The sequence below is a fragment of the Carnobacterium sp. CS13 genome, from assembly GCF_016653495.1.
Taxonomy (GTDB): domain Bacteria; phylum Bacillota; class Bacilli; order Lactobacillales; family Carnobacteriaceae; genus Carnobacterium_A; species Carnobacterium_A antarcticum.
Genome location: NZ_CP067364.1, coordinates 838,219 through 859,469, shown reverse-complemented (window position 1 = coordinate 859,469; position 21,251 = coordinate 838,219). Strand labels below are relative to the sequence as shown.

Annotated in this window: 23 protein-coding genes and 1 other annotated feature; of the genes, 8 read left to right on the top strand and 15 right to left on the bottom strand. The window is 36.8% G+C overall.

The genetic code is table 11. The annotated features are described in order from the left end of the window. Window positions 1-282 precede the first annotated feature (282 nt). Window positions 283-426: a hypothetical protein gene (locus JHE06_RS04130; protein ID WP_156413243.1), complete on the top strand. Its 144-nt coding sequence runs from the start codon at window positions 283-285 to the stop codon at window positions 424-426. A gap of 50 nt (window positions 427-476) precedes the next feature. Here the strand turns inward: JHE06_RS04130 and JHE06_RS04125 are convergent, their stop codons facing one another. Then, complete coding sequence (locus JHE06_RS04125) at window positions 477-1,103, bottom strand: DUF1054 family protein (protein WP_058918210.1); 627 nt, start codon at window positions 1,101-1,103, stop codon at window positions 477-479. A gap of 149 nt (window positions 1,104-1,252) precedes the next feature. Here JHE06_RS04125 and JHE06_RS04120 point away from each other — a divergent pair, with 149 nt between their 5' ends. Further along, a complete protein-coding gene (locus tag JHE06_RS04120) occupies window positions 1,253-1,699 on the top strand; it encodes a YueI family protein (RefSeq protein ID WP_201089555.1) in 447 nt (148 codons plus the stop codon). Window positions 1,700-1,802: 103 nt separating this feature from the next. On the opposite strand, the gene JHE06_RS04115 is transcribed toward JHE06_RS04120, so the two are convergent. From JHE06_RS04115 to JHE06_RS04100, 4 genes are all read right to left on the bottom strand, one after another. After that, the gene (locus JHE06_RS04115) at window positions 1,803-2,351 is read right to left on the bottom strand and encodes a GNAT family N-acetyltransferase (RefSeq protein ID WP_201089553.1); all 549 of its coding nucleotides are present in this window, start codon (window positions 2,349-2,351) and stop codon (window positions 1,803-1,805) included. A 97-nt stretch (window positions 2,352-2,448) separates the two neighbouring features. After that, window positions 2,449-3,141 (bottom strand): 5'-methylthioadenosine/adenosylhomocysteine nucleosidase, encoded by a 693-nt coding sequence (locus JHE06_RS04110; RefSeq protein WP_058918207.1) that lies wholly within the window; start codon window positions 3,139-3,141, stop codon window positions 2,449-2,451. A gap of 18 nt (window positions 3,142-3,159) precedes the next feature. Further along, window positions 3,160-3,411 carry a cell wall synthase accessory phosphoprotein MacP gene (macP, locus tag JHE06_RS04105; protein WP_058918206.1) on the bottom strand — a complete coding sequence of 84 codons (252 nt, stop codon included), beginning with the start codon at window positions 3,409-3,411 and terminating at the stop codon, window positions 3,160-3,162. An 18-nt stretch (window positions 3,412-3,429) separates the two neighbouring features. Continuing rightward, window positions 3,430-3,981, bottom strand: coding sequence for an NUDIX hydrolase (locus tag JHE06_RS04100; RefSeq protein WP_058918205.1), 552 nt, complete (start codon window positions 3,979-3,981; stop codon window positions 3,430-3,432). A 261-nt stretch (window positions 3,982-4,242) separates the two neighbouring features. On the opposite strand from JHE06_RS04100, the gene JHE06_RS04095 reads away from it, so the two are divergent. The 6 genes from JHE06_RS04095 to JHE06_RS04070 all read left to right on the top strand — a co-directional run bounded on the left by JHE06_RS04095 (window position 4,243) and on the right by JHE06_RS04070 (window position 10,122). Then, complete coding sequence (locus tag JHE06_RS04095; RefSeq protein WP_058918204.1) at window positions 4,243-4,947, top strand: 5-bromo-4-chloroindolyl phosphate hydrolysis family protein; 705 nt, start codon at window positions 4,243-4,245, stop codon at window positions 4,945-4,947. A gap of 20 nt (window positions 4,948-4,967) precedes the next feature. Then, window positions 4,968-6,185: a toxic anion resistance protein gene (locus JHE06_RS04090; protein WP_082664144.1), complete on the top strand. Its 1,218-nt coding sequence runs from the start codon at window positions 4,968-4,970 to the stop codon at window positions 6,183-6,185. Window positions 6,186-6,426: 241 nt separating this feature from the next. Then, entirely contained in the window at window positions 6,427-8,610 is a 2,184-nt protein-coding gene (gene nrdD / locus JHE06_RS04085) for an anaerobic ribonucleoside-triphosphate reductase (RefSeq protein WP_201089551.1), read from the top strand. Between the two features lie 31 nt (window positions 8,611-8,641). Beyond that, entirely contained in the window at window positions 8,642-9,199 is a 558-nt protein-coding gene (nrdG, locus tag JHE06_RS04080; protein ID WP_058918202.1) for an anaerobic ribonucleoside-triphosphate reductase activating protein, read from the top strand. Between the two features lie 135 nt (window positions 9,200-9,334). After that, window positions 9,335-9,583, top strand: coding sequence for a GlsB/YeaQ/YmgE family stress response membrane protein (locus JHE06_RS04075; protein WP_058918201.1), 249 nt, complete (start codon window positions 9,335-9,337; stop codon window positions 9,581-9,583). 101 nt (window positions 9,584-9,684) lie between these two features. Next, window positions 9,685-10,122: an SRPBCC family protein gene (locus tag JHE06_RS04070; protein WP_058918200.1), complete on the top strand. Its 438-nt coding sequence runs from the start codon at window positions 9,685-9,687 to the stop codon at window positions 10,120-10,122. Window positions 10,123-10,190: 68 nt separating this feature from the next. On the opposite strand, the gene cspD is transcribed toward JHE06_RS04070, so the two are convergent. The 10 genes from cspD to ftsA form a co-directional block, all read right to left on the bottom strand. Beyond that, window positions 10,191-10,391 carry a cold-shock protein CspD gene (gene cspD / locus JHE06_RS04065; RefSeq protein WP_058918199.1) on the bottom strand — a complete coding sequence of 67 codons (201 nt, stop codon included), beginning with the start codon at window positions 10,389-10,391 and terminating at the stop codon, window positions 10,191-10,193. Window positions 10,392-10,799: 408 nt separating this feature from the next. Continuing rightward, window positions 10,800-12,119, bottom strand: a complete 1,320-nt coding sequence (locus JHE06_RS04060) for an ISL3 family transposase (protein ID WP_201089511.1) — start codon at window positions 12,117-12,119, stop codon at window positions 10,800-10,802. Between the two features lie 181 nt (window positions 12,120-12,300). Next, a complete protein-coding gene (ileS, locus tag JHE06_RS04055) occupies window positions 12,301-15,084 on the bottom strand; it encodes an isoleucine--tRNA ligase (protein WP_058918198.1) in 2,784 nt (927 codons plus the stop codon). A gap of 100 nt (window positions 15,085-15,184) precedes the next feature. Continuing rightward, window positions 15,185-15,400: a binding site (T-box leader), on the bottom strand. After that, entirely contained in the window at window positions 15,396-16,076 is a 681-nt protein-coding gene (locus tag JHE06_RS04050; protein ID WP_082664143.1) for a DivIVA domain-containing protein, read from the bottom strand. It overlaps the preceding feature by 5 nt. Window positions 16,077-16,157: 81 nt before the next feature. Further along, the gene (locus JHE06_RS04045) at window positions 16,158-16,940 is read right to left on the bottom strand and encodes a YlmH family RNA-binding protein (protein WP_058918197.1); all 783 of its coding nucleotides are present in this window, start codon (window positions 16,938-16,940) and stop codon (window positions 16,158-16,160) included. A gap of 16 nt (window positions 16,941-16,956) precedes the next feature. Beyond that, on the bottom strand, window positions 16,957-17,223 hold the full coding sequence (locus JHE06_RS04040) for a YggT family protein (protein ID WP_082664255.1): 267 nt from the start codon (window positions 17,221-17,223) through the stop codon (window positions 16,957-16,959). Between the two features lie 47 nt (window positions 17,224-17,270). Next, window positions 17,271-17,762, bottom strand: coding sequence for a cell division protein SepF (locus JHE06_RS04035; RefSeq protein ID WP_058918196.1), 492 nt, complete (start codon window positions 17,760-17,762; stop codon window positions 17,271-17,273). Between the two features lie 45 nt (window positions 17,763-17,807). Continuing rightward, the gene (locus JHE06_RS04030; protein ID WP_058918195.1) at window positions 17,808-18,485 is read right to left on the bottom strand and encodes a YggS family pyridoxal phosphate-dependent enzyme; all 678 of its coding nucleotides are present in this window, start codon (window positions 18,483-18,485) and stop codon (window positions 17,808-17,810) included. 3 nt (window positions 18,486-18,488) lie between these two features. Next, a complete protein-coding gene (gene ftsZ, locus JHE06_RS04025) occupies window positions 18,489-19,739 on the bottom strand; it encodes a cell division protein FtsZ (RefSeq protein WP_201089550.1) in 1,251 nt (416 codons plus the stop codon). Window positions 19,740-19,772: 33 nt separating this feature from the next. After that, window positions 19,773-21,101, bottom strand: a complete 1,329-nt coding sequence (gene ftsA, locus JHE06_RS04020) for a cell division protein FtsA (protein WP_201089547.1) — start codon at window positions 21,099-21,101, stop codon at window positions 19,773-19,775. Window positions 21,102-21,251 lie beyond the last annotated feature (150 nt).

The following is a 21,251-nucleotide window of genomic DNA, read 5'->3' as shown; positions in this document are numbered from 1 at the left end:
CTCTCACTAGAGTCCTTCAAAACAGTTAAAGAATCTAAACAGCGAACTAATCGGTTTAAAAACAATCGCTTTATTAGTCTTTCCTTTAAAACCATAAGAAATCTTAGAGATTTCTTATGGTTTTAAAGGAGACTTTACTGTTTACTTATCGTTTTTTTCATGATAAAATGCATGGATTAAGAGAAGGTTTATACCTTTTTATTTATCAGTTTATTATTCTTTATTTAAAGATTCAGCACTTATTTTTTAGTTGACTACTATTTTTTCAAAGGAGCGTACATTGTGTACAATCAAACCATTCTTGAAGTTTCTGGTACTTCGGTCAAGTTAACCCGTAATAAAGCCACCTTCATTCTCTATTTGTCAGATGATAACGAAGCTCTCATTTTATACGATTATATGTCGCGTCACATTCAAGGAAATTAAATAAAACCGTTGAGATATGATATCTCAACGGTTTTATTTAGTTCAACGGCTTATGGATAGGCTCTAAAAGCCTGTTGGTACAGCGGAAGCAGTTCAGCATAAGTTTTAAAAATAAAATCCTGTGTTTTTTGAGGGTTCACAAGCATAGGATCGTTAGCAGAGAGTTGTCGTCCAACTAAAAACTCCCCTTTTTTAATATCTCGCCATCTCATTAACCCCTTCTCCAATTCTGCTTCCTTGATAGGCATCACTTGTTCTTTAGTATGATCAAAAGAAACCACATAATCTGCAGGTAATTTTTCTAAACTGATAGAATTCTTCAGAAAATCTTGAGCCATTTCTTTTTCATGTTGCGGATTATCGATAAAAGCCAGCCAAATAAACAGATGCGTTTGGTAAAGTCCTAATTGAAAATGGGGGTATTTTTTATAACCGCGTGTATCGCCGCCAATGGCACACCATGTATCTTTTGGTGGGTTTTTTGTCCGCCTAATGTGTTGTGCAATATGAACAGGGAGCTCTTCTTCATTCAACAGTTCCGCTAACTCTTTTGAAAACACCTTGCCTAACTCTTTGAATTTAGGTTGAATCGTTTTTCGGATAGCTTTCATTCTTGGTTCTAGTCCTTCAATAGCAAAGATAGCAAAATCTTCTTGTGTAAATGTGACTGAATTCAACGCAGGTTCACTCCTTTAATATTTTTTTAATTGTATTAATCGTAATGTTAAAAAAGCGGTGATTCTGCAAATAAATATCTTTATGGTATACTGGATACAATTAAACGAATAGGAAACCACTACCTTATTTCCGCCAAAGGAGAGTTTTTATGAGTCCGAATAATGTACAAGATTATTTAAATAAAGGCATGTATGGCTCTAATCAGACAAATCCCGACGAGCGTCGAAAGTATTTAGGCAGCTTGCGGGAACGTATTTATCTGACCATGACGATTGAACAAGTCCTTTCAAACAATTATATAGACGCGCTCAAAAAAGAAATACAACTGCATCCTGATAATACCCTTTTATTGAACGGTTCTATTGATATGGAATATTTATCTCCCTATATCCAATTAAGCAATTCATTGAAGTGTCCTTTTAGAATGATCTCAGATGATAATTCTGAAAAAAGCCCTATTGGATTGGTCTATGTAGCTCCTGCAGCTGTAAATGTCGATGTCGTTGACGTCTCAGAGAAGTACCCTGAGCCTGAACCAGATCAGGGAAAAAAAGCTCCTAAAAAGAAATCTTTTTTCAAAAGATTCTTTTCATAAAAATTGAATGGACAAAAAAACCAGTTAAGTCATGTTGCTTAACTGGTTTTCTGCTTTCAGTCCAGCTTTCTTAATCGAATTCACAAATCAATTATCGGTATTTTTATCGTTCAACTAAAAAATCTGTTACTTTATTTTCTGGTCTCCATTCAAAATTAACGACTGGTTCATCCCCGCCTATCAGCCCTTCCCCTATTTTGATAAAGCCCAGTTTGTTTAATACATGTTGCGATTTTTTATGGTAAAGATATGTTTTTGCGCTAATCGTTTGAATGTGTTGACTAGCAGATAACCAGTTCAAAAAAACAGCAGCAGCCTCTGTAGCATATCCTTGTCCTGCATAAGAATCCACTATGCCGTACCCTAATTCAGTCATTCCCGTTTTACCAGGATTACCTTGAGCACTGACCTCACCGATGATTTTATTTTCCTTTTTCAACACAACAAGACGTGTCCATTTTTCCATATCCGGTTCTTTTCTTACTTCTTCTAATACAAACGGCAAATAAAAAAAGAATTCTACTCCTGGCCATTCTTTTGCTACTGTATAACCAGACACTTCCATTAGTGCTTCATCGCTGATCAAAGTGGCTTCTATGAAAGAGGCTTTGTAGGGGACTAACAGCAAACGTTCTGTTTCTAGAATTGTCATGCCCGTGATCTCACTTTCTATTCTTAATTTTTTCAGTGCTTCGTTTAGTAAAGATTTGTAAAAAAACTTCTCAAGTATATAGCGTTTAAGTAAAGGTTTAATCGATCGCTTTCAATAGTTCCAAAACCATGTAAGCAGATTGTTTACCTGCTTCAATGATAAATTCATCAAAGCTGACGCCTGCCTCTTCATCTGCTACATCTGACATAGCCCGCACAATGATAAACGGTTTATTAAATTGGAAGCACACTTGAGCAATCGCTGCTCCTTCCATTTCAGCGGCTAAAGCATCGGGAAAATGCTCGAGTATGCTAGCTGTTGCTCCTTTTCCAGCAACAAAAGAATCGCTGGTGACGATCACGCCTTGGACCGGAGCTAAACCAACAGCTTTAGCTGCTTCAGCAGTCTTTTCCATTAACCCTTTATCTGCTGGATAACGTGCTGGCATTTGCGGTACTTGGCCAATTGCATAACCAAAGACAGTTGCATCAACGTCATGATAAGCTAATTCTGTTGAGATCACTACATCTCCAACCTTTAGGCCTTTTCCGATACCACCTGCTGAACCAGTGTTGATCACTGCTTCGACGCCGTACTGAGCAATCAACAAGGTTGCGGCAATGGCTGAATTCACTTTCCCAATACCCGACTGAACTAAAAACACTTCATGATTGGCTACCATCCCAGAAATAAAAAAGGCATTGGCTTGTGACCATTCTTTTTTATTTGTCAGTTGTTTTTCTAATAGTGCTATTTCTTCTGCCATCGCTCCAATAATTCCAATTTTCATGCGATTTCTCCTTTAAATTTAAATTAAGAAAACAATAATCAATACAATAATTAATAATATCGACACCACGATAATCGCTTTCGTTAATAACCGATCTACATTTCGGTATTTATCATTTTCGGTTTTTCGACTTTTAGTGATTTTACCTTCTTTTTCTAATTTTTTTTGATAAGCTTTTTCAACTTTTTCTCGTTCTTTCGCTCGCTTTTTCGTTTCTTTTTCTTCCTGTTCTTTTGCTTTTCTTAATTCTGATCTTGTTTTTTGATCCATTTGTTGGTTCACACCTCTTTAGTCCTTTTTTCCAAGTTTCATTTTCCAATAAAACAGAGCAAAAACAGTTTTAGCATCAATAATAATTTGCTGTTCGTAAGCTTCCCATGCTTCTTCAAACGTTAGCGTTAAGATTTCGAGAAACTCATCTTCATCTTGTAAAAGCGGTTGGTCAATTTTTGTTAATCCCTCTGCTCGATAAATATGCATCAGTTCATTTGTGAAACCAGGTGAAGAGTAAAATGAAGTTTCAAGTTCAAACGTTGCTGCTTGATAACCCGTCTCTTCTTCAAGCTCTCTTTTACCGGTTTCTAAAGGGTCTTTATCTGTATCATCGATTTTTCCTGCTGGTATCTCTAAAATAGTCTTTTCAATTGCTTTACGGAATTGTTTTACAAACACCATTTTTCCATCCGATGTAAAAGGCATAATGGCTGCTGCTCCAGCATGTTTTACCAATTCCCGACTAGCTTGCTTTCCATTTGGCAACAGGACTTCTTCCACCCAATATTCCGTTATATTCCCTTTGTAAATCAATTCACTGCTGACGGTTTTTTCTTCAAATTCCAAGTTTGTTCCTCCTGAGTGTTCCAGACTTCTTACATATCATACCGTTCTAGCTTTCATTTTTCAATCCTGAAGTAAAGAAACCTTCTCTTAAACATTTCTTTATTTCTGTTGGTTATTATTTCTTTTCTCGAATCCGAGCAAAAGTCGTAGTCAGAAATCCATCTTTAGTCTGATGGGCCTTTTCCTATTTTTTATGATAAAATAAGAGATGAAGAATGAGTGGAGATCAAGGGACCAAAATAAAAAAATGGAGTGAATAGAATGAATACTTTCCTTAAAAACCTTGGAGATATTTTCCGCTACACTTTCACTAGTGTCACAACGGTTTTAATATTTCTAGTGCTGATGTTTATCTTGAATATTGGATTTTGGTGGTCTTTAATCATCAGTGTTGTCATAGGAGCTTTTTTCTTTTATAAACAAAATGACAACAAGAATAATACACCTCATCAGAAGTTGCGCAAAGTCTCTTCTGAAAAAGAAGCTTTTTATAAAGCGAATGGTATGGATAAAGAAGAAATCCATTTTTTCAGAGAAACCATGTACACCGCCAAATTACAGATTTTGACTTTAGAAAAAAATATGAATGCTGTTTCTAAATTGAAAGCTATCGAACAACGCAACAATACCATTCATTTGGTTAAGTCTTTATTTAAAGAAATCACTGCCGAACCCCGTCGCCTTCATGAAGTAGATAAATTTCTCTATGTGCACTTGCCTTCCCTAACTGATTTAACCAATAAATACCTTGAAATCAGCCAACATGAAGTGAAAAACAAATCTACTTTCACTGTCTTAGATCAAAGTGCGACAACCATTGACGAAATGTGCCGTTTGATAGCAGTAGATTATGTAGCTTTTAAATCAGGGGATTTTGACGATATGAGCTTAGAGGTAGAACTTGCAAAGAAAGCTATTGAACGCGATAATGGTGAAACCAATACGATTGAAGATGATGAACTTTAAAGGAACAGGGAGATGAGTTTATGACTGAACAAAATAATGAACTTGAAAAAAATAAAACAACGATTAAAGAAGTCAGTTCTGAATTAGATGATTTGCTAGCTAATCCTTTTGGAGAAGCTGCTTCGGATCATTCAGTTGAAAAAGCGGCTATCGAAAACGAAATGGTTGAAACAGATAAGTCTGACCGTTTAATTAATCGCTTGCCAGAAGAACGACAAGTACAAGCAAGAGCTTTAGCAGAACAAATTGATGTTTCCAATATTCAATCGGTTATGAGTTATGGTGCTGCTGCTCAGCAAAAATTAGGTGAGTTTTCTCATTCCATGTTAAACCATGTTCAAAACCAAGATACTGGAGAAATCGGCGACTCTTTAAACGATTTGATGTACCGCTTAAATGAGGCTAATCCTGAAGATTTAAGAGCCGAAGACAATAATGTCTTTAAAAAAATATTTGGACGCGTTAGAAAATCCATCTATGAAATGACCGCAAAATATCAAAAAATCGGCGCACAAATTGATAAGATCGGTGTAAAGCTAGATCAAGAAAAAAACGGGTTAATTAATGACAATATGATGTTGGAACAACTTTACCAAAAAAATAAAGATTATTTCGATGCTTTAAACATTTACATTGCTGCTGGTGAAATCAAGATCGATGAACTGTTGGATACTTTGATCCCTGAAGCTGTAAAAATTGCCGAAAACAGTTCCAATCAAATGGATGTACAGACAGTCAATGATTTGAATCAGTTTTTGGATCGTTTAGAAAAAAGAACTCATGATTTAAAATTAGCTCGTCAAATGACCATTCAACAAGCTCCTCAAATTCGGTTGATACAAAATACAAATCAAGCATTAGCAGAAAAAATTCAATCTTCGATCAATACTGCGATTCCTCTTTGGAAAAACCAAATTGCTATTGCTTTGACCTTATTGCGTCAAAAAGATGCGGTCACTGCTCAACGTCAAGTTTCTGAAACAACCAATGACTTGCTCAAGAAAAATTCTGAGATGTTAAAAATATCCTCTATTGAAACAGCAAAAGAAAATGAACGAGGCATTATTGATATTGAAACGTTGCAAAAAACACAAAGCGATTTAATCGAAACGTTACAAGAAACGTTACAAATTCAAAAAGATGGTCGCATAAAACGAAAAGAAGCAGAAAAAGAATTGACCGTTATGGAAACTACCTTAAAAGATAAATTACTAGAATTAACCACCGATCAGTCATAACAAACAAATACAAAAAGGCCTTACCGTTGTTTAATGGAAAGGCCTTTTTATATTTTTACTGCAACCGCATCTGGTTACTTTTACATCAGAATAAGAAAAAGTTTTACATGAATTACTTTTTTCTCTTCTTAGAACGATCAAACCATGGTACACTATCTAGTGTGATAATCGATTCCGTATCTATATATAGTACCTGATCGTTTTTCAAGACTAATAAGTATTATTAGGAGGTTGACTTATAATGGAAACTACTATTGATTTAGATTGTGAAAAAAACTACAATCATTTTTACTTAACTGTGCTCAAACGCGATGGTCGCTTGGTGCCATTTCAAAAAGAAAAACTTTATGAATCGTTGGCTAAAGCTGAGGTCCAAGTCCATCAGACTCTCTCAGAATCAACAAAAAAGCATTTGGCACTGCTCACTGATCAAATAAAAAAGAAAATCATTCAGCAGAACCAGCAAGAAATTACATTCGATGAAATCCAAATGATTGTTGAAGAAACATTAAAACGGGAACAACTACTCCTTCTTGTTGAAGCTTATATTGCTTATCGTATTCAAAAAAATTCTCTACGGGCTAAGAATACGGATATTAACTATGCCGTTAATCGATTATTAGTTAAAGATCACCTGCTCATTAATGAAAATGCTAATAAAGACAGCGACATTTTTAATACTCAGCGTGATTTAACCGCTGGGATTGTTGGAAAATCAATTGGACTCAAGCTTTTACCAGAGCATGTCGGCAATGCTCATCAAAAAGGCGATATTCACTATCACGATTTAGATTATCATCCCTATTCCCCTATGACCAACTGCTGCTTAATAGATTTCGAAGGAATGTTAGCCAAAGGATTTAAAATCGGCAACGCTGAAGTAGAGCCACCTAAATCTATTCAAACCGCTGCTGCTCAGATGGCGCAGATTATTGCGAATGTGGCATCAAGCCAATATGGCGGATGCAGTGCCGATCGTATCGATGAAGTTCTTGCTCCCTATGCACAATTAAATTTTAAAAAACATTTAAAGACAGCTACCGAATGGATTGAAAATAAAGAAAAAAGACTTGATTTTGCTATAGAAAAAACCAAAAAAGATATTTATGATGCTATGCAAAGTTTAGAATATGAGATCAATACACTCTTTTCTTCTCAAGGACAAACGCCCTTTACAACTATTGGCTTTGGTTTAGGAACCGATTGGCTTGCACGCGAGATTCAAACCGCTATTTTATCTATTCGTACAGCAGGAATCGGTAAAGAAAAGCGAACTGCTATTTTTCCTAAACTCATTTTCAGCCTTAAACGTGGGACTAATCTGGAACAGTCTGATCCGAATTATGACATCAAACAACTGGCTATAACCTGTGCAACAAAAAGAATGTATCCTGATGTTTTGATGTATGACAAAATTGTAGAACTAACGGGCAGTTTTAAAACTCCCATGGGATGTCGTTCATTTCTGCAGGGTTGGAAAGATGCCAATGGAATTGAAGTGAATTCCGGCCGTATGAACTTAGGTGTGGTTACTTTGAATTTGCCGCGAATCGCACTTGAATCTAAAAGGAAACAGACTATTTTTTGGTCTCTACTAAAAGAACGTGTCCAAACCTGCAAAGACGCTTTGCTTTATAGAGTTAATCGAACAAAAGAAGCTACCCCTAGCAACGCTCCTATTCTTTACCAACACGGGGTTTTTGGCGAACGATTATCAACTACAGCAGCCGTTGATGAGCTATTAAAAAATAAGCGGGCTACTGTTTCATTAGGTTATATCGGTCTTTATGAGGTTGCGACCGTTTTTTATGGCTCAGAATGGGAAACAAACCCACGCGCCAAAGAATTCACCTTAGCTATTTTAAGCTATTTAAAAAAACAGACAGACAGTTGGAGCGAGTATTATGGATATCATTTCAGCGTCTATTCTACTCCAAGTGAAAGCTTAACAGACCGCTTTTGTCGTTTGGACACTGATAAATTTGGTTTAATTCCTGATATTACAGAAAAAGAATATTACACCAATAGTTTTCATTATGATGTCAGAAAAAAACCAACCCCTTTCGAAAAATTAACTTTTGAGAAAGATTATCCTAAATATACAAGTGGCGGTTTTATTCATTATTGTGAATACCCAAATATGCAGCAAAACCCGAAAGCCCTAGAAGCTGTTTGGGATTTTGCTTATGATCAAGTGGGTTATCTCGGAACAAACACGCCAATTGACTATTGTTACCAGTGTGACTTTAAAGGAGATTTTCTCCCTACTGAAAAAGGATTCGAATGCCCAGAATGCGGCAACCGAGATCCTAAAAAATGTGATGTGGTTAAACGTACCTGTGGGTATTTAGGCAATCCTCAAGCAAGGCCTATGGTACATGGACGCCACCGAGAAATTGCTGCCCGAGTCAAACATATGAATTAAAAAATCATAATTCACTAGGAGGAACTTCGAAATGAAAAAACCGAACCCACAGGAATGGCTAGCGCAAGATTTTAGTCGTATGAAAGTTGCTGATTATAAACCCTTTAATTTTGTTGATGGTGAAGGAGTTCGTTGCAGTTTGTATGTAAGTGGTTGTTTATTTGCCTGTAAAGGCTGTTACAATAAAATTGCTCAAAGTTTTGATTATGGCCAGCCTTACACTACAGCATTAGAAGACCAAATTATGGTTGATTTAAGTCAATCTTATGTACAGGGACTTACCCTTTTAGGAGGAGAACCATTTTTAAATACCGGGATAACGGTTCCTCTTGCAAAACGTGTAAAAGAAGAATTTGGGGCTGCTAAAGACATTTGGGCTTGGACCGGTTATACTTGGTCAGAATTAATGTTAGAATCTAGTGACAAGCTGGAATTGCTCTCTTATCTAGATGTTTTAATAGACGGCCGTTTTGTATTAGCAAAACGTGATTTAACTCTACCTTTTAGAGGGAGTTCAAACCAGAAAATCATTGATGTCCAACAATCTTTAGCTCACAATTCCCTTATTTTATGGGAAGAAAAGAGCTAAATAACCGATTTTCCTTCTTTTTTTGTACCGAATAGTGCGTATCATTTGAACTGTGAACAAAATGTGTCTATACTAATAAGTGTAATAGATTTATTACAAAACAAATGTACTTATACAGAAAGAGGAGGAAATAACATGGGATTTATTTGGTCATTAATAGTAGGTGGCGTTCTAGGAGCAATAGCAGGAATGATTTTAGGTAAAGATGTTCCTGGTGGTATTATTGGTAACATTATTGTAGGATTTATCGGTTCATGGATCGGTTCTTCTCTATTAGGAAACTGGGGACCAATCATTGGTGGTTTTGCTATTTTACCCGCTTTAATCGGTGCTGTAATTTTAATCTTTATCTTCTCATTGATTGTTGGAAGACGTAAAGGTTAAATAGACCTTTTTTCTTAAGCAAATCAATATATTAAAAAACTCTTTGGGGGCCTATTCTCCCAAAGAGATTTTTTTATTTTTTATAAAAAGGAGGAACAAAGATGAGCAGTGAATATTATTCTTTGATTGTAACAGCTCCAATTGATTCTGTTTTAAACAGCATTAATGAACCAGCTAATTGGTTGCCTTTTTTGCCAGGATTTAAACAGCTCATACCGCTTACATCTGATACATACCAAGTCTCCATGCTCTTATCGCTCGGATCAATAGAACGGGAAACAATATTAACGTTTTATTTCACCCCTAGCTCAAATCCCAATCAACTCGCTTTTGACTATTCTTCAAAAAATAAGAGTGTCACTGGAAGCGGCAAGCTGATCCTCTCTTCTGAATCTATTGCTGAAACACAAATTGAAATTTTTCTAGACCTTAGATTAAAAGGAAAAAGAAACTTACTGCTTGCGCCTATGCTTGCTTCTGTTAAAAGAAAATGGGCTCAAGATTTATTAACACAAATGAAACAACTTTTAGAAAATTGATTTTTAAATTCTAACCCATACAAAAAAGGAGCAATTTTGTTTATTGCTCCTTTAACTACTTTATTTAATTAAAGTTTAACGACATTCGCTGCTTGAGCGCCACGGTTTCCTTCAATAATTTCAAACTCAACCGGTTGGCCTTCTTCCAAGGTCTTAAATCCGTCACCAGTGATTGCGCTAAAGTGGACAAATACATCATCGCCGCCTTCAACTTCAATAAAACCAAAGCCTTTTTCAGCGTTGAACCATTTTACTGTTCCTTTTTCCATCTCATTCTCACCTGCCATTACATTGATTTGCAACAGTATTCTTTTCAAAAAAATTCAGGTCTTTACTATTCTTAAAAATAATCGTCCATATAACTATTTTTACAAAAAGGATAAACCGTTACTATTACCAATTATAACGTAGTGTATTCTATCGTGCAAGGGGTTACTTTGTTTCTATATCAGCTTTCTAGAAAAAAAAGAGGTTGGGACAAAAGTCCCAACCTCTTTTGCATATCCGAATATTTATTCTAGAACGTGTTCCAAAAAGCAGACCCGACATCCACTTCACGAATAATGCTCGATGGTCTGTGACCATCGAGCATTATTCGGTTCTACGTCAACTAACGTTGGTGAAGAATTTTAGTCCCTTATTTAATTAAAAAACTTGAACACTTTTCATGGTAGGCATTAAGCTGCTATGAAAAGTGTTTTTTCGTTCTGTTTAATAGCAGCTGGTTTCATATTAAAATGCAGAAGAATGCGATTTTTATAGTTTACGAAGTTCCGGTAGCCGTAGGCTACACGGTTAAGAACTTTGATCTTATTGTTGATTCCTTCAATTTTTCCGTTTGAATACTTATAGGCAAATGTATTTTTAATGTGCTTCATATGCTTTTTCAATGTTTTAAGGCTTGTCTTCATTGGTTTTGAGATAAGTGGATGATCTTTTTCTAAAATCTTTACTAGCTCATCATAGTCATTCTCTTCAACCACTTTTAGAATTGTTTGATACACCTCATAAGTCTCTTTCAGAACGGTGTTGTATCCTAGCAGTTCATCGACAATCGCTGATTCTAAGCGTAGACCAAACAGAGCATAGTAAGTATAAGTTGTATAAGACAGTTCAGATTCTTTCTTTAGGATTTTTTTCCAAAACCGTTTTAATCGACGATATTTTTTCATGTCTTCTCCATTTGATGTGTGGAATTGATTCATGACCGTTACCCTTGTACGATTCAATGAACGATTGACCAGCTGGACAATATGAAAACGATCAATGATGATCTTGGCGTTTGGAAAAAGAATGGGAATAAAATTGACGTAACCAGCATTCATATCGACTGTAATGGTTTCTACTTTTTTTCTGGCCTTTAGGCCATACCGTGAAAGGAAATGGTCTTTTATCGTCCGGCTGTCTCGAGAAGGTAAAATATCAATGATCGTTCCTTTTTCGGCGTCTATGTATTCAAAAGCCATTGTGCTGTTGGCATACTTAAACTCGTCAAACGAAAGATGCTTAGGAAGCCAAGAATAATGCGGTTTGTAGTTCTTAGCTTGCTCGTTAATAACGCGCTGTGTCGTTGCTTCAGAGACTCCAATTTGACTAGAGATATCTTTTATAGATTGAGCCATAGAGGCTTTATCTAAAATTTGTGCTTTTACAGGGTTCGAAATAAAACACTGTTCTTTCAATAGAGGCGTTTTTGCAGTAAACGTAGCCTCACATTCTTTGCACTTGAATCGTTGCTTTTTAAGCAGTAAATAGGTCGGATGAATGCCACTCATGGGCAAAATAATGCGAGAGACCTGTGTCCCATTACAATAGACGGTATACTGCTCGTTTGGTATATGGCACTTCATACATTCCTGAGGAATGTAGGTCAAACGACCTTTAATAAATTTACATTTTTTCCCCTTGAATTGACCGTATTCTACGCAATTCTCTTCAAAAACAATGTTTTTGTCTTGTATATCTAGTACTTTTCGCATATCATTTGATGTAGGCAAGTGAGTTCTCTCCTTTGAATGAGTTGTGGTGACTTTAATTCTACAGGAGAACTCACTTGTTTTCTATTTTCACGAAAAAAGACGTTAGCAAGTTTTCACTCACCAACGTCAAATATTGTACAACCCATTATTCGTTCCAGTGATTCGGGTCTAAACGCTTTTTGTCTCACTCCCTTTTCGTTTAATCTGTTTCTGTAACCAAAGCTTCAGGATAATTTTCTGAAACGATCGCTGCACAGCGAGCACACAATGTTGGAGCTGATTTGTTTACTCCTACATCTTCTTTAATGGCTCGACATCTTTCACATGTTTCTCCATGAGCATGCTCAACAACAATTGCTAAAGAATCGAATTGTAAAGCTGTTTCAGGCGCTTCTTTTTTATCACCAGCAATTTCTAATTCAGAAACAATCAGCAATTGACCGATATTGCTGTTTAAAGAAACAAATAGATCTTTTGTTTGCTCAGTGGGATATAGAGTCAATTTAGCTTCAAATGATTTACCAATTTTCTTTTCATTACGAGCCTCTTCTAATGCTTTTTGAACATCTTGACGGATGTCCATAAAAGCACCCCACATATCCAATAACTCTGATTCATTCTCATATTCTTCAACTTGAGGCATTTCAGCTAGTTGAACATATACTTCTTCTTCGCTTAAGTGCGCCCAAATTTCTTCAGCAGTATGCGGTAAAATAGGCGTCAATAGTTTAGCCATTTTTACGACTACTTCATAAAAGACAGTTTGCATAGCACGACGTTCGTAAGCGTCTTCGGCTTCAATATAAACGACATCTTTCGCAAAATCAAGATAGAATTGAGATAAATCAACCGTACAGAAATTATTGATCAATTGATAAATAGCAGAAAACTCATATTTATCATAATTTTTTTCAACTTTTTCTACCAATTGGTTCAAACGAATAAGCATATATTTATCAACGGAACGCAAATCACTAAATTCCACAGTATGCTCCGCTGGTTGGAAATCTGACGTGTTAGCTAATAAAAAGCGCATAGTGTTCCGAATTTTGCGGTAAACTTCTGAAACTTGTTTCAAAATATCGTCACTAACACGTACGTCAGCTTGAGTATCTACACTTGAAACCCACAAACGGATAATATCAGCACCCATTTGCTTCGTCACTTTATCAGGAGACATCGTATTTCCAATTGATTTGCTCATTTTACGTCCTTCGCCGTCTAAAACCATTCCTTGAGATAAGACTGTTTTATAAGGAGCAACGCCATTAATAGCTACGCTAGTTGTAATGCTGGAGTTAAACCAACCACGGTATTGATCAGAGCCTTCCAAATACATATCAGCTGGGAAAGACAAATTAGCCCTGCCTTTCAAGACAGCTTCATGAGAAGATCCAGAGTCAAACCAAACATCCATAATATCCGTTTCTTTTGTGAAACTATTATTCGGACTTGAAGGATGAACAAAGCCTTTTGGCAATAAATCTTTTGCTTCACGCTCAAACCAAATATTAGAGCCGTATTCGCCAAACAACTTCGCTACATGATCGATTGTTTCTGGAGTAATGATTGGTTCCCCGTTTTCACCATAAAAAATCGGCAATGGTACACCCCAAGCGCGTTGACGAGAAATAACCCAATCGCCACGGTCTCTTACCATATTGTATAGACGCTGCATTCCCCATTTTTGAACCCACTCTACGCCTTCAACTGCGTTTAAAATGTCTTCACGGACTTTGTCGATAGACGCAAACCATTGAGGAGTTGCTCGGAAGATAACCGGTTTTTTTGTGCGCCAGTCATGCGGATAACTATGCATAAAGAAGCTCAAACTTAATAATGCGCCTTTTTCTTCTAGCATATCCGTGATAATCTTATTGCCTTTATCATAAAAAACGCCTTCCAGACCTGGTGCTTCATCAGTGAAACAGCCTCGGTCATCAATTGGCGATAAAACACCCAATTTATATTTTTGACCGATAATATAGTCATCGTCACCATGCCCAGGGGCTGTATGAACTAAACCAGTACCTGCGTCAAGAGTGACATGATCGCCTAAAATGACTAATGACGTCCGGTCGTATAATGGATGCTGAGCCGTCATGAATTCCATATCTTTTCCTTTTAATTCGCTGATGACTTCAACTTGTTTCCAACCAATTTCTTCTGCAACAGTTTCAACTAACTCTTTTGCTAAAACATATTTTTTGCCATCTGCTACGACCACAGCGTATTCGTATTCTGGGTGAACTGCGATTCCTAAGTTAGATGGAATTGTCCAAGGCGTTGTAGTCCAGATGACTAGAGAAGTAGCTTCGTCGATCAAACCTTTGCCATCAACTATTTTAAAAGCAACATAAATACTAGGTGATTTTACATCTTTGTATTCAATTTCCGCTTCGGCTAAAGCTGACTCACTAGACGGTGACCAATAAATAGGTTTCAGCCCTTTGTAAATATAGCCTTTTTCGGCCATTTTTCCAAAAACACGGATTTGAGCTTCTTCATAATCTGGTGTCAAAGTAACATAAGGATGGTCCCATTCCCCTGCAACTCCTAAACGTTTAAAGTCTTCACGTTGTTTGTTGATTTGTTCCCATGCATATTGTTCACATAGTTTACGAAACTCTGCGACAGACATTTCTTTACGTTTAACTCCTTTATTCGTTAACGCTTGTTCAATTGGCAGTCCATGTGTATCCCACCCAGGAACATACGGAGAACGGAATCCTGACATGGATTTATAACGAATAATAATATCTTTACTGATTTTGTTTAAAGCATGTCCAATATGGATGTTCCCATTAGCGTATGGAGGGCCATCGTGGAGAATAAATGTAGGCTTAGTTTCATTTAATTTTTGACGTTGCTCATAAACGTCTGCTTCTGCCCAATCTTTTTGCCATTCCATTTCGCGTACAGGTAAGTTTCCACGCATTGGAAAAGAAGTTTTTCCCAACTGCAATGTCTCTTTCATTTTCATTAGTTCATTCCTCCATCTTTAATCTGGTGCTTATTTTATTAGCGTACTGCTTTGGCCTTTAAATTGCAAATTCATTGTACAAAAAAAAGACTCCACCCCTCAAAGGGACGAAATCTCGTGGTACCACCCAAGTTCAGAAAACAAAACGTTTTCTCTCAAGTAATTGTTAACGGAAATCAACCGGCTGATTTTACTAATACATTCAAATCAACACTCCTGGGGGATCTGACACTAAAAAGGGCCTGTTAGACTTTCACCATCTTCTAACTCGCTAAAAAGGTTTTTTAATGCTTTCTGTCCCATTCATCGTTTTATGCTTTTGGCAATTCAATTGCAGGCAACGTGCCTTCTGTTTGTTCTTCTTGTTCTTCAGATTCTGCTTCTTTTGCCGAAGTACCTTCATCCGTTGTTTCAGTAGATACGTCAGTTTCTGTCTTTTCCTCTTTAAGATCTTCGTCATCAACTTCTGTTGCTTGGATATCAGAAAGCATTTCTTTCAATGTTGGGAGTTCTAATGCTTCTTCTTGTGAAGGTTTCAGAATATCTTCCCATTCTTCATTCTTGACCATTTCCAATTGTGATTCGATCATCAACTGTAACCGTTGTTTAAAGACTCTGCTTTGTCTTCTCAACTCATCTGTTTCAGTCGTGATTTTTTTCGCTTTGGCAACAGCTTCATCTAATAAACGATCTGCGTTCTTTTCTGCTTCTAAACTAATCAATTCTGCTTCTTTAGCAGCATTCTCTTTCAAGCGATCTGCAGCATCTTGAGCTACAATGATCGATTTGTTTAATGCATCTTGTAAATTATTGTAATGAGTCACTTTTTCTTCAGAAAATTTTAAATTCTTTTCCAATTCGCGGTTTTCTTTCAATACCATTTCATAATCTTTAATGATTTGGTCTAAATAATCATTTACTTCATCTTGGTCATATCCACGCATCTTGACTGGGAACTCTTTGTTATGTATATCTAAGGGAGTTAACACCATCTAAGACACCTCCATCATCTGAATTGATTGTACTCTTAAGCTTTTAATTAAACGATTTACTATTAGAATACCTAAACAAGGCTATTTATGCAAGACCCCAAATTGTATCCGCCATTTATCCTTTTTAGTTTTTCCTTCGATTTCTTGGATTTGAAGCCTTCCAAAGCCACGTACAGAAACAATATCTAGTAATCCTAATTCAAAATCAGGCCGCGTTATTTCTGCCCAATTTAATTTTATTTTACCTGACTCAACCATTTGTTTAGCACGTTGTCTAGAGATATTAAACAATGTAGCAATAACTGTGTCTAGCCGCATAGAAGAAACCGTTTCTTGTACTACAGTCCAGCTGTCGATCGGCAGCAGCATATCTAAATAGGTTTTCTCTTCAATACGCACTGAAACATTGCCTATTTTGTCCACTTGATTTAATACGAAACTCTTCATGCTGTCTTCAACAAAAAATTGCCACTTTTCGCCATCGGAAATAATGTCGCCAAAATACTCTCTTTTTAGTCCGGTCGAAAGTAATGTCCCTAAAACTTTTCCATGTGACATTTTTGCAAACTTAAGTGGATAGCGTATTTCACACAAGGTAATATCAAATTCATCTTGTTTGGGAATGTAATATTCAGGACAAATGTACACTCTAACACGTTCGGCAGCTTCATAGCCGCCGAATGTATAGAGTTTTATCTCGCTTCTTTTTCCAACAATCGTTTCCACTATATAAGCTTGTCTTGGATCCAAGAAATTGGTCAGATAAGGAGCATATTGATCTTCACATGCTCTTATCCAGCCAGTAACTTGATCAATAAAAGGTCGTTCTTCTTTTCTAAAATGTTGGTAGACATTCTCTAACATCAGGAACCCTCCTAGGTCAGAAGCCGAAAAATAATCTTAAAACGATTTGGTAAAGAGAAAACAATCCTCTTTGTGCTAGATTCAATACAAGAATAGCAACAATCCCTGAGATACTGATCATTCCAATTGGTGGAATGATGCGTCTAAAAAAGCCTAAGTAAGGCTCGCAAATTCGGGTTAAAAGCTGTCCGAATTTAGATTGATAGGCTCCCGGCATCCAAGACATCAATATATAAATAATGATGATTGTTGAATACACTTGGATTAGTTTTGATAAAATCATATACAATCCAGAAATAATAGTAATCACGTTTAGGCTAATCCTCTTTTCTAATATAAATCTTTGTCTCTCATGATATCCGTTAAAGCTCCATCGATAGCAACATTATGTGGAGTACATAAGAAAATCTCATCTCCGATTCGTTGGATATCGCCATCAAGAGCATAAACCGTTCCAGTTAAAAAGTCGACGATTCTTTTAGCTTGATTTTCATCCATCCGAACAAAGTTTAACACAACGGATTGGTTGTTTAATAAGACATCCGCTATTTCTTGAACTTCTGAGTAAACTCTCGGCTCAAAAATAGTGATCTTAGCTTGTTGTGGGGTAGGCTGTTGGCTAATGGACACCACTTTATTGCTTTTTGCTTGTTCGCGTCTTGTATTGATAATTGGAGTCGCTGATGTTTCAGTCTGTCGTTGTTTATTGAGTTTAGAAGCAATAGGAGTATCAACTTCTTTCGTTGACTCCATTTCATCATAATTTGTTTCGTCTTCTTCATCCAATCCAAAAAAACGATTAAAATTATTCATCATTCCCATTTTAACTCCTCCTCATTATGCAAGTTTTGATACCAAAATTACATTCTAGTCTTTGAATAAAGAAGTCCCTACTCTAATGTAAGTTGCTCCTTCTTCTACAGCAATCTGATAATCTTCACTCATTCCCATACTTAATTCAGTACATGGAGCATAACTTAATGCTTTTTCTGCTATTTTTCGTTGGCATTCTTTTAATGTTGCAAAAGTTGTGCGAAGGATAGCTGTATCTGCAGTTAACGGAGCCATAGTCATTAACCCAATGACTTTGATTTTCGGATAATCAGCTAATTGTTGAATAAATTCATCTAATTCATCAGGATGAACCCCACTTTTAGTTGCTTCTCCACTGACATTAACTTGGACGAAACAAGAAATAGTCGCTTCAGCTCGTTTTTCAATTTCTTTTGCCAATGACAGCCGATCAAGCGAATGCAGATAGTCAATTCGGTTGATAACATTCTTCACTTTTCTAGTTTGCAAGTTCCCAATAAAATGCCATGATATTTCTTGATCAGCAAGAGCTTCTTGTTTTAGAGCTAAGCCTTCAGGACGGTTCTCAGCTAAATGCCGAAAGCCTTCCTGAACGATTGCTTTGGTGAGTTCAATTGAAACACTTTTAGTAACAGCGATAACTTGTACTTCAGATCTTTTCCGATCAACTGTTTCTAAAGACTGGTTCAGTTTCTCTTCAAGCTGCAGCACGTTTTTATGAATATCTGCCATTTTTTATTTACGGCGTCTTCTGAAGAAAGGAGGAGTATCGAGATTATCATCATCGTTACTGTGGCCTCTATCTTGTTTTTCTTCACGTTTGAAGACGTCAAACTCCGGTTTTTCGTTGTTAAAAGTTGATTCATCTTGTTTATTTGAAGCATTTTGATCACGAACATTAGGCTCACGGCGAATATCCCAGTCACCGAATGGATCTTTTGGAGCACGTGGTTGTGAATTAGCTTGAGAATCATTTGATCCTAAAGCACGGCTGCGTCCAGAACTTTGTGGACGTACATCTCCTGTTTTAGTTGTATCGATTCCCGTAGCTATCACGGTTACGATAACTTCATCCCCCAGTTTTTCATTGATGGATGTTCCAAAAATAATATTTACTTCTGTAGTAGAGGCTGAAGAAACAATATCGGAAGCATCTTGGGCTTCAAATAGTGTCAAATCAGAACCGCCTGTAATATTCAGCAAGACAGATTCAGCTCCATCAATAGAAACTTCGAGCAAAGGCGATGAAATAGCTTTTTTCGTTGCTTCTGCTGTTCTATTTTCACCACTGGCCATTCCGATACCCATTAAAGCCGAACCTTGGTTTTCCATAACAGTCTTAACATCAGCAAAGTCTAAGTTAACATATCCAGGAGCTGTGATTAAATCAGAGATCCCTTGAACCCCTTGGCGTAAAACATTGTCTGCTTCATGAAAAGCTTCTAGCATTGGTGTTTTTTTATCAACAATCTCTAATAAGCGGTTATTCGAAATAATAACTAAGGTGTCAACGTGTTCTTTCATTTGTGCTACCCCTTCAGCCGCAAAACGACCGCGCTTTGGTCCTTCAAATGTGAATGGACGTGTAATGACACCAACGGTCAAAGCACCTTGTTCTTTTGCAATACGTGCTACGATAGCAGCAGCACCTGTACCAGTACCTCCGCCCATGCCGGCTGTTACAAAAATCATATCTGCTCCGCGTAAAGCTTCAGCTATTTGTTCTTCACTTTCTTCTGCTGCTTTGCGTCCGATATCTGGGTTTGCTCCTGCACCTAAACCTCGTGTTAACTTAGGTCCTAATTGAATTTTCACTTCTGCATTTGATCCCGCAAGTGCTTGAATATCCGTATTAGCTACGATAAATTCTACACCTTTAACTCCTTCATCAATCATGCGGTTAACCGCATTGTTTCCTGCTCCGCCGACACCGATAACCTTAATAATTGCCCCATTAGCTGGATTTGTATCAAACTCTAATTCCATTCTATTTCCTCCTACTTGCACTTTTTAGTGGTATTAATCGAAAAAGTTAGAAAAGAAGTTTTTCGCTTTATATGTTAAGGTATCTTCTTTTCGTTTTGTTTTTTTCTTTGGTTCTTCTGGCATGTCTAGCTGATTCTCATCATATTCAAAATTAGTTTGATCAGATTTCTGATTTTTCAATGTTTCACTGGCTTCAAATTCCATCATGGAATGTCCTTTTACGATTTGATGAATATCATCTAAATGTGCTTCATAATGAACTAAACCAATTCCGGTCGTAAAGGTTGGATAACGCATCCCCATTTGATCAGGGATATATAACTTCACATTAATTTCAAAAATATCTTTTGCTAATTCAACAACGCCGGGTAAAGCTGCTGCCCCGCCAGTCAAAATAATGCCTCCTGGCAGTTCGCGAGCGCCGACGATATCCAACTCATGTTTTATTTTCTCAAATATTTGTACCAAACGTGCTTCGATGATTTCAGATAAATACTGTTCATCTATTTTGACAGGTTTGCTTTGACCAATCACATCCACCGGGAATGTCTCATCCGGGGAAGCTTCTTCTGGTAAGGCATAGCCATAATCACGTTTGATTCTCTCAGCGCTTTCAAGTGAGGTGTTTAAGACTACAGAAATGTCTTTAGTAACATATTCTCCGCCTTCTTGATTGACGTAAGCGAATTTCAATTGGTTGTCATGCATAACAGAAGCTGTAGTTTGTCCACCGCCCATGTCAATTAAAATTGTTCCAAAATCGCGTTCCCCGCTTGACATCGCTATACTACTTGCAGCTAGAGGCTGTAAGACGATATCTTGAATGTGAAGACCGGTTTTTTCTACACAACGTTTTACATTGTGCAAAATCGTTTTAGGTCCAGTAATCATTGTAGCATGCATTTCTAAACGTACGCCAATCATCCCTCTAGGATCTTGGATTCCGTCAAATCCGTCTACAATAAACTCTTCAGGCAAGATTGCTAAAATTTCACGCTCTGGCGGAACAGATTTTACCATCGCCCCTGCCATAACATTGCGGACATCTTCTTCAGTGATTTCACGATTGTCGCTGGCAACGGCTATCATGCCATGACAAGGTTCGATATCCACATTATTACTTGGGATTCCAACGACAACATTACGAATATCGACATTTGCCTTTTGCTCAGCTTGTTTAATGGCTTTATTAATCGAATCAACGGTTTTATCAATATCTACGATAATTCCGCGACTCAGCCCTTCAGATTTTTCATTTCCTACTCCAATAATATTCATTTCACCATTGATAAATTCAGCAACAACTACTTTTATTGAAGTGGTTCCAATATCTAGACTTACATACATTCCAGTATTTTTCATTCATTGAAACCTCCTTATACTTCATTTTCATTTAATTATTTCTTTGTATTACGATAGACATATTTAATTTTACCATATCGTTTCTCAATTTACGAAGTATTTAATGGGATTTCTCGTTTTCGAGTCCCTTTATTTCGTGTACTGTGTTAT

Excerpts from the sequence above, each read along its gene's own strand:
- JHE06_RS04120 (WP_201089555.1), top strand. The coding sequence starts at position 1,253 with ATGAGTCCGAATAATGTACAAGATTATTTAAATAAAGGCATGTATGGC.
- JHE06_RS04115 (WP_201089553.1), bottom strand. The coding sequence starts at position 2,351 with ATGACAATTCTAGAAACAGAACGTTTGCTGTTAGTCCCCTACAAAGCC.
- JHE06_RS04110 (WP_058918207.1), bottom strand. The coding sequence starts at position 3,141 with ATGAAAATTGGAATTATTGGAGCGATGGCAGAAGAAATAGCACTATTA.
- macP (WP_058918206.1), bottom strand. The coding sequence starts at position 3,411 with ATGGATCAAAAAACAAGATCAGAATTAAGAAAAGCAAAAGAACAGGAA.
- JHE06_RS04095 (WP_058918204.1), top strand. The coding sequence starts at position 4,243 with ATGAATACTTTCCTTAAAAACCTTGGAGATATTTTCCGCTACACTTTC.
- JHE06_RS04090 (WP_082664144.1), top strand. The coding sequence starts at position 4,968 with ATGACTGAACAAAATAATGAACTTGAAAAAAATAAAACAACGATTAAA.
- nrdD (WP_201089551.1), top strand. The coding sequence starts at position 6,427 with ATGGAAACTACTATTGATTTAGATTGTGAAAAAAACTACAATCATTTT.
- nrdG (WP_058918202.1), top strand. The coding sequence starts at position 8,642 with ATGAAAAAACCGAACCCACAGGAATGGCTAGCGCAAGATTTTAGTCGT.
- JHE06_RS04075 (WP_058918201.1), top strand. The coding sequence starts at position 9,335 with ATGGGATTTATTTGGTCATTAATAGTAGGTGGCGTTCTAGGAGCAATA.
- JHE06_RS04070 (WP_058918200.1), top strand. The coding sequence starts at position 9,685 with ATGAGCAGTGAATATTATTCTTTGATTGTAACAGCTCCAATTGATTCT.
- cspD (WP_058918199.1), bottom strand. The coding sequence starts at position 10,391 with ATGGAAAAAGGAACAGTAAAATGGTTCAACGCTGAAAAAGGCTTTGGT.
- ileS (WP_058918198.1), bottom strand. The coding sequence starts at position 15,084 with ATGAAAATGAAAGAGACATTGCAGTTGGGAAAAACTTCTTTTCCAATG.
- JHE06_RS04050 (WP_082664143.1), bottom strand. The coding sequence starts at position 16,076 with ATGGTGTTAACTCCCTTAGATATACATAACAAAGAGTTCCCAGTCAAG.
- JHE06_RS04045 (WP_058918197.1), bottom strand. The coding sequence starts at position 16,940 with ATGTTAGAGAATGTCTACCAACATTTTAGAAAAGAAGAACGACCTTTT.
- JHE06_RS04040 (WP_082664255.1), bottom strand. The coding sequence starts at position 17,223 with ATGATTTTATCAAAACTAATCCAAGTGTATTCAACAATCATCATTATT.
- JHE06_RS04035 (WP_058918196.1), bottom strand. The coding sequence starts at position 17,762 with ATGGGAATGATGAATAATTTTAATCGTTTTTTTGGATTGGATGAAGAA.
- JHE06_RS04030 (WP_058918195.1), bottom strand. The coding sequence starts at position 18,485 with ATGGCAGATATTCATAAAAACGTGCTGCAGCTTGAAGAGAAACTGAAC.
- ftsZ (WP_201089550.1), bottom strand. The coding sequence starts at position 19,739 with ATGGAATTAGAGTTTGATACAAATCCAGCTAATGGGGCAATTATTAAG.
- ftsA (WP_201089547.1), bottom strand. The coding sequence starts at position 21,101 with ATGAAAAATACTGGAATGTATGTAAGTCTAGATATTGGAACCACTTCA.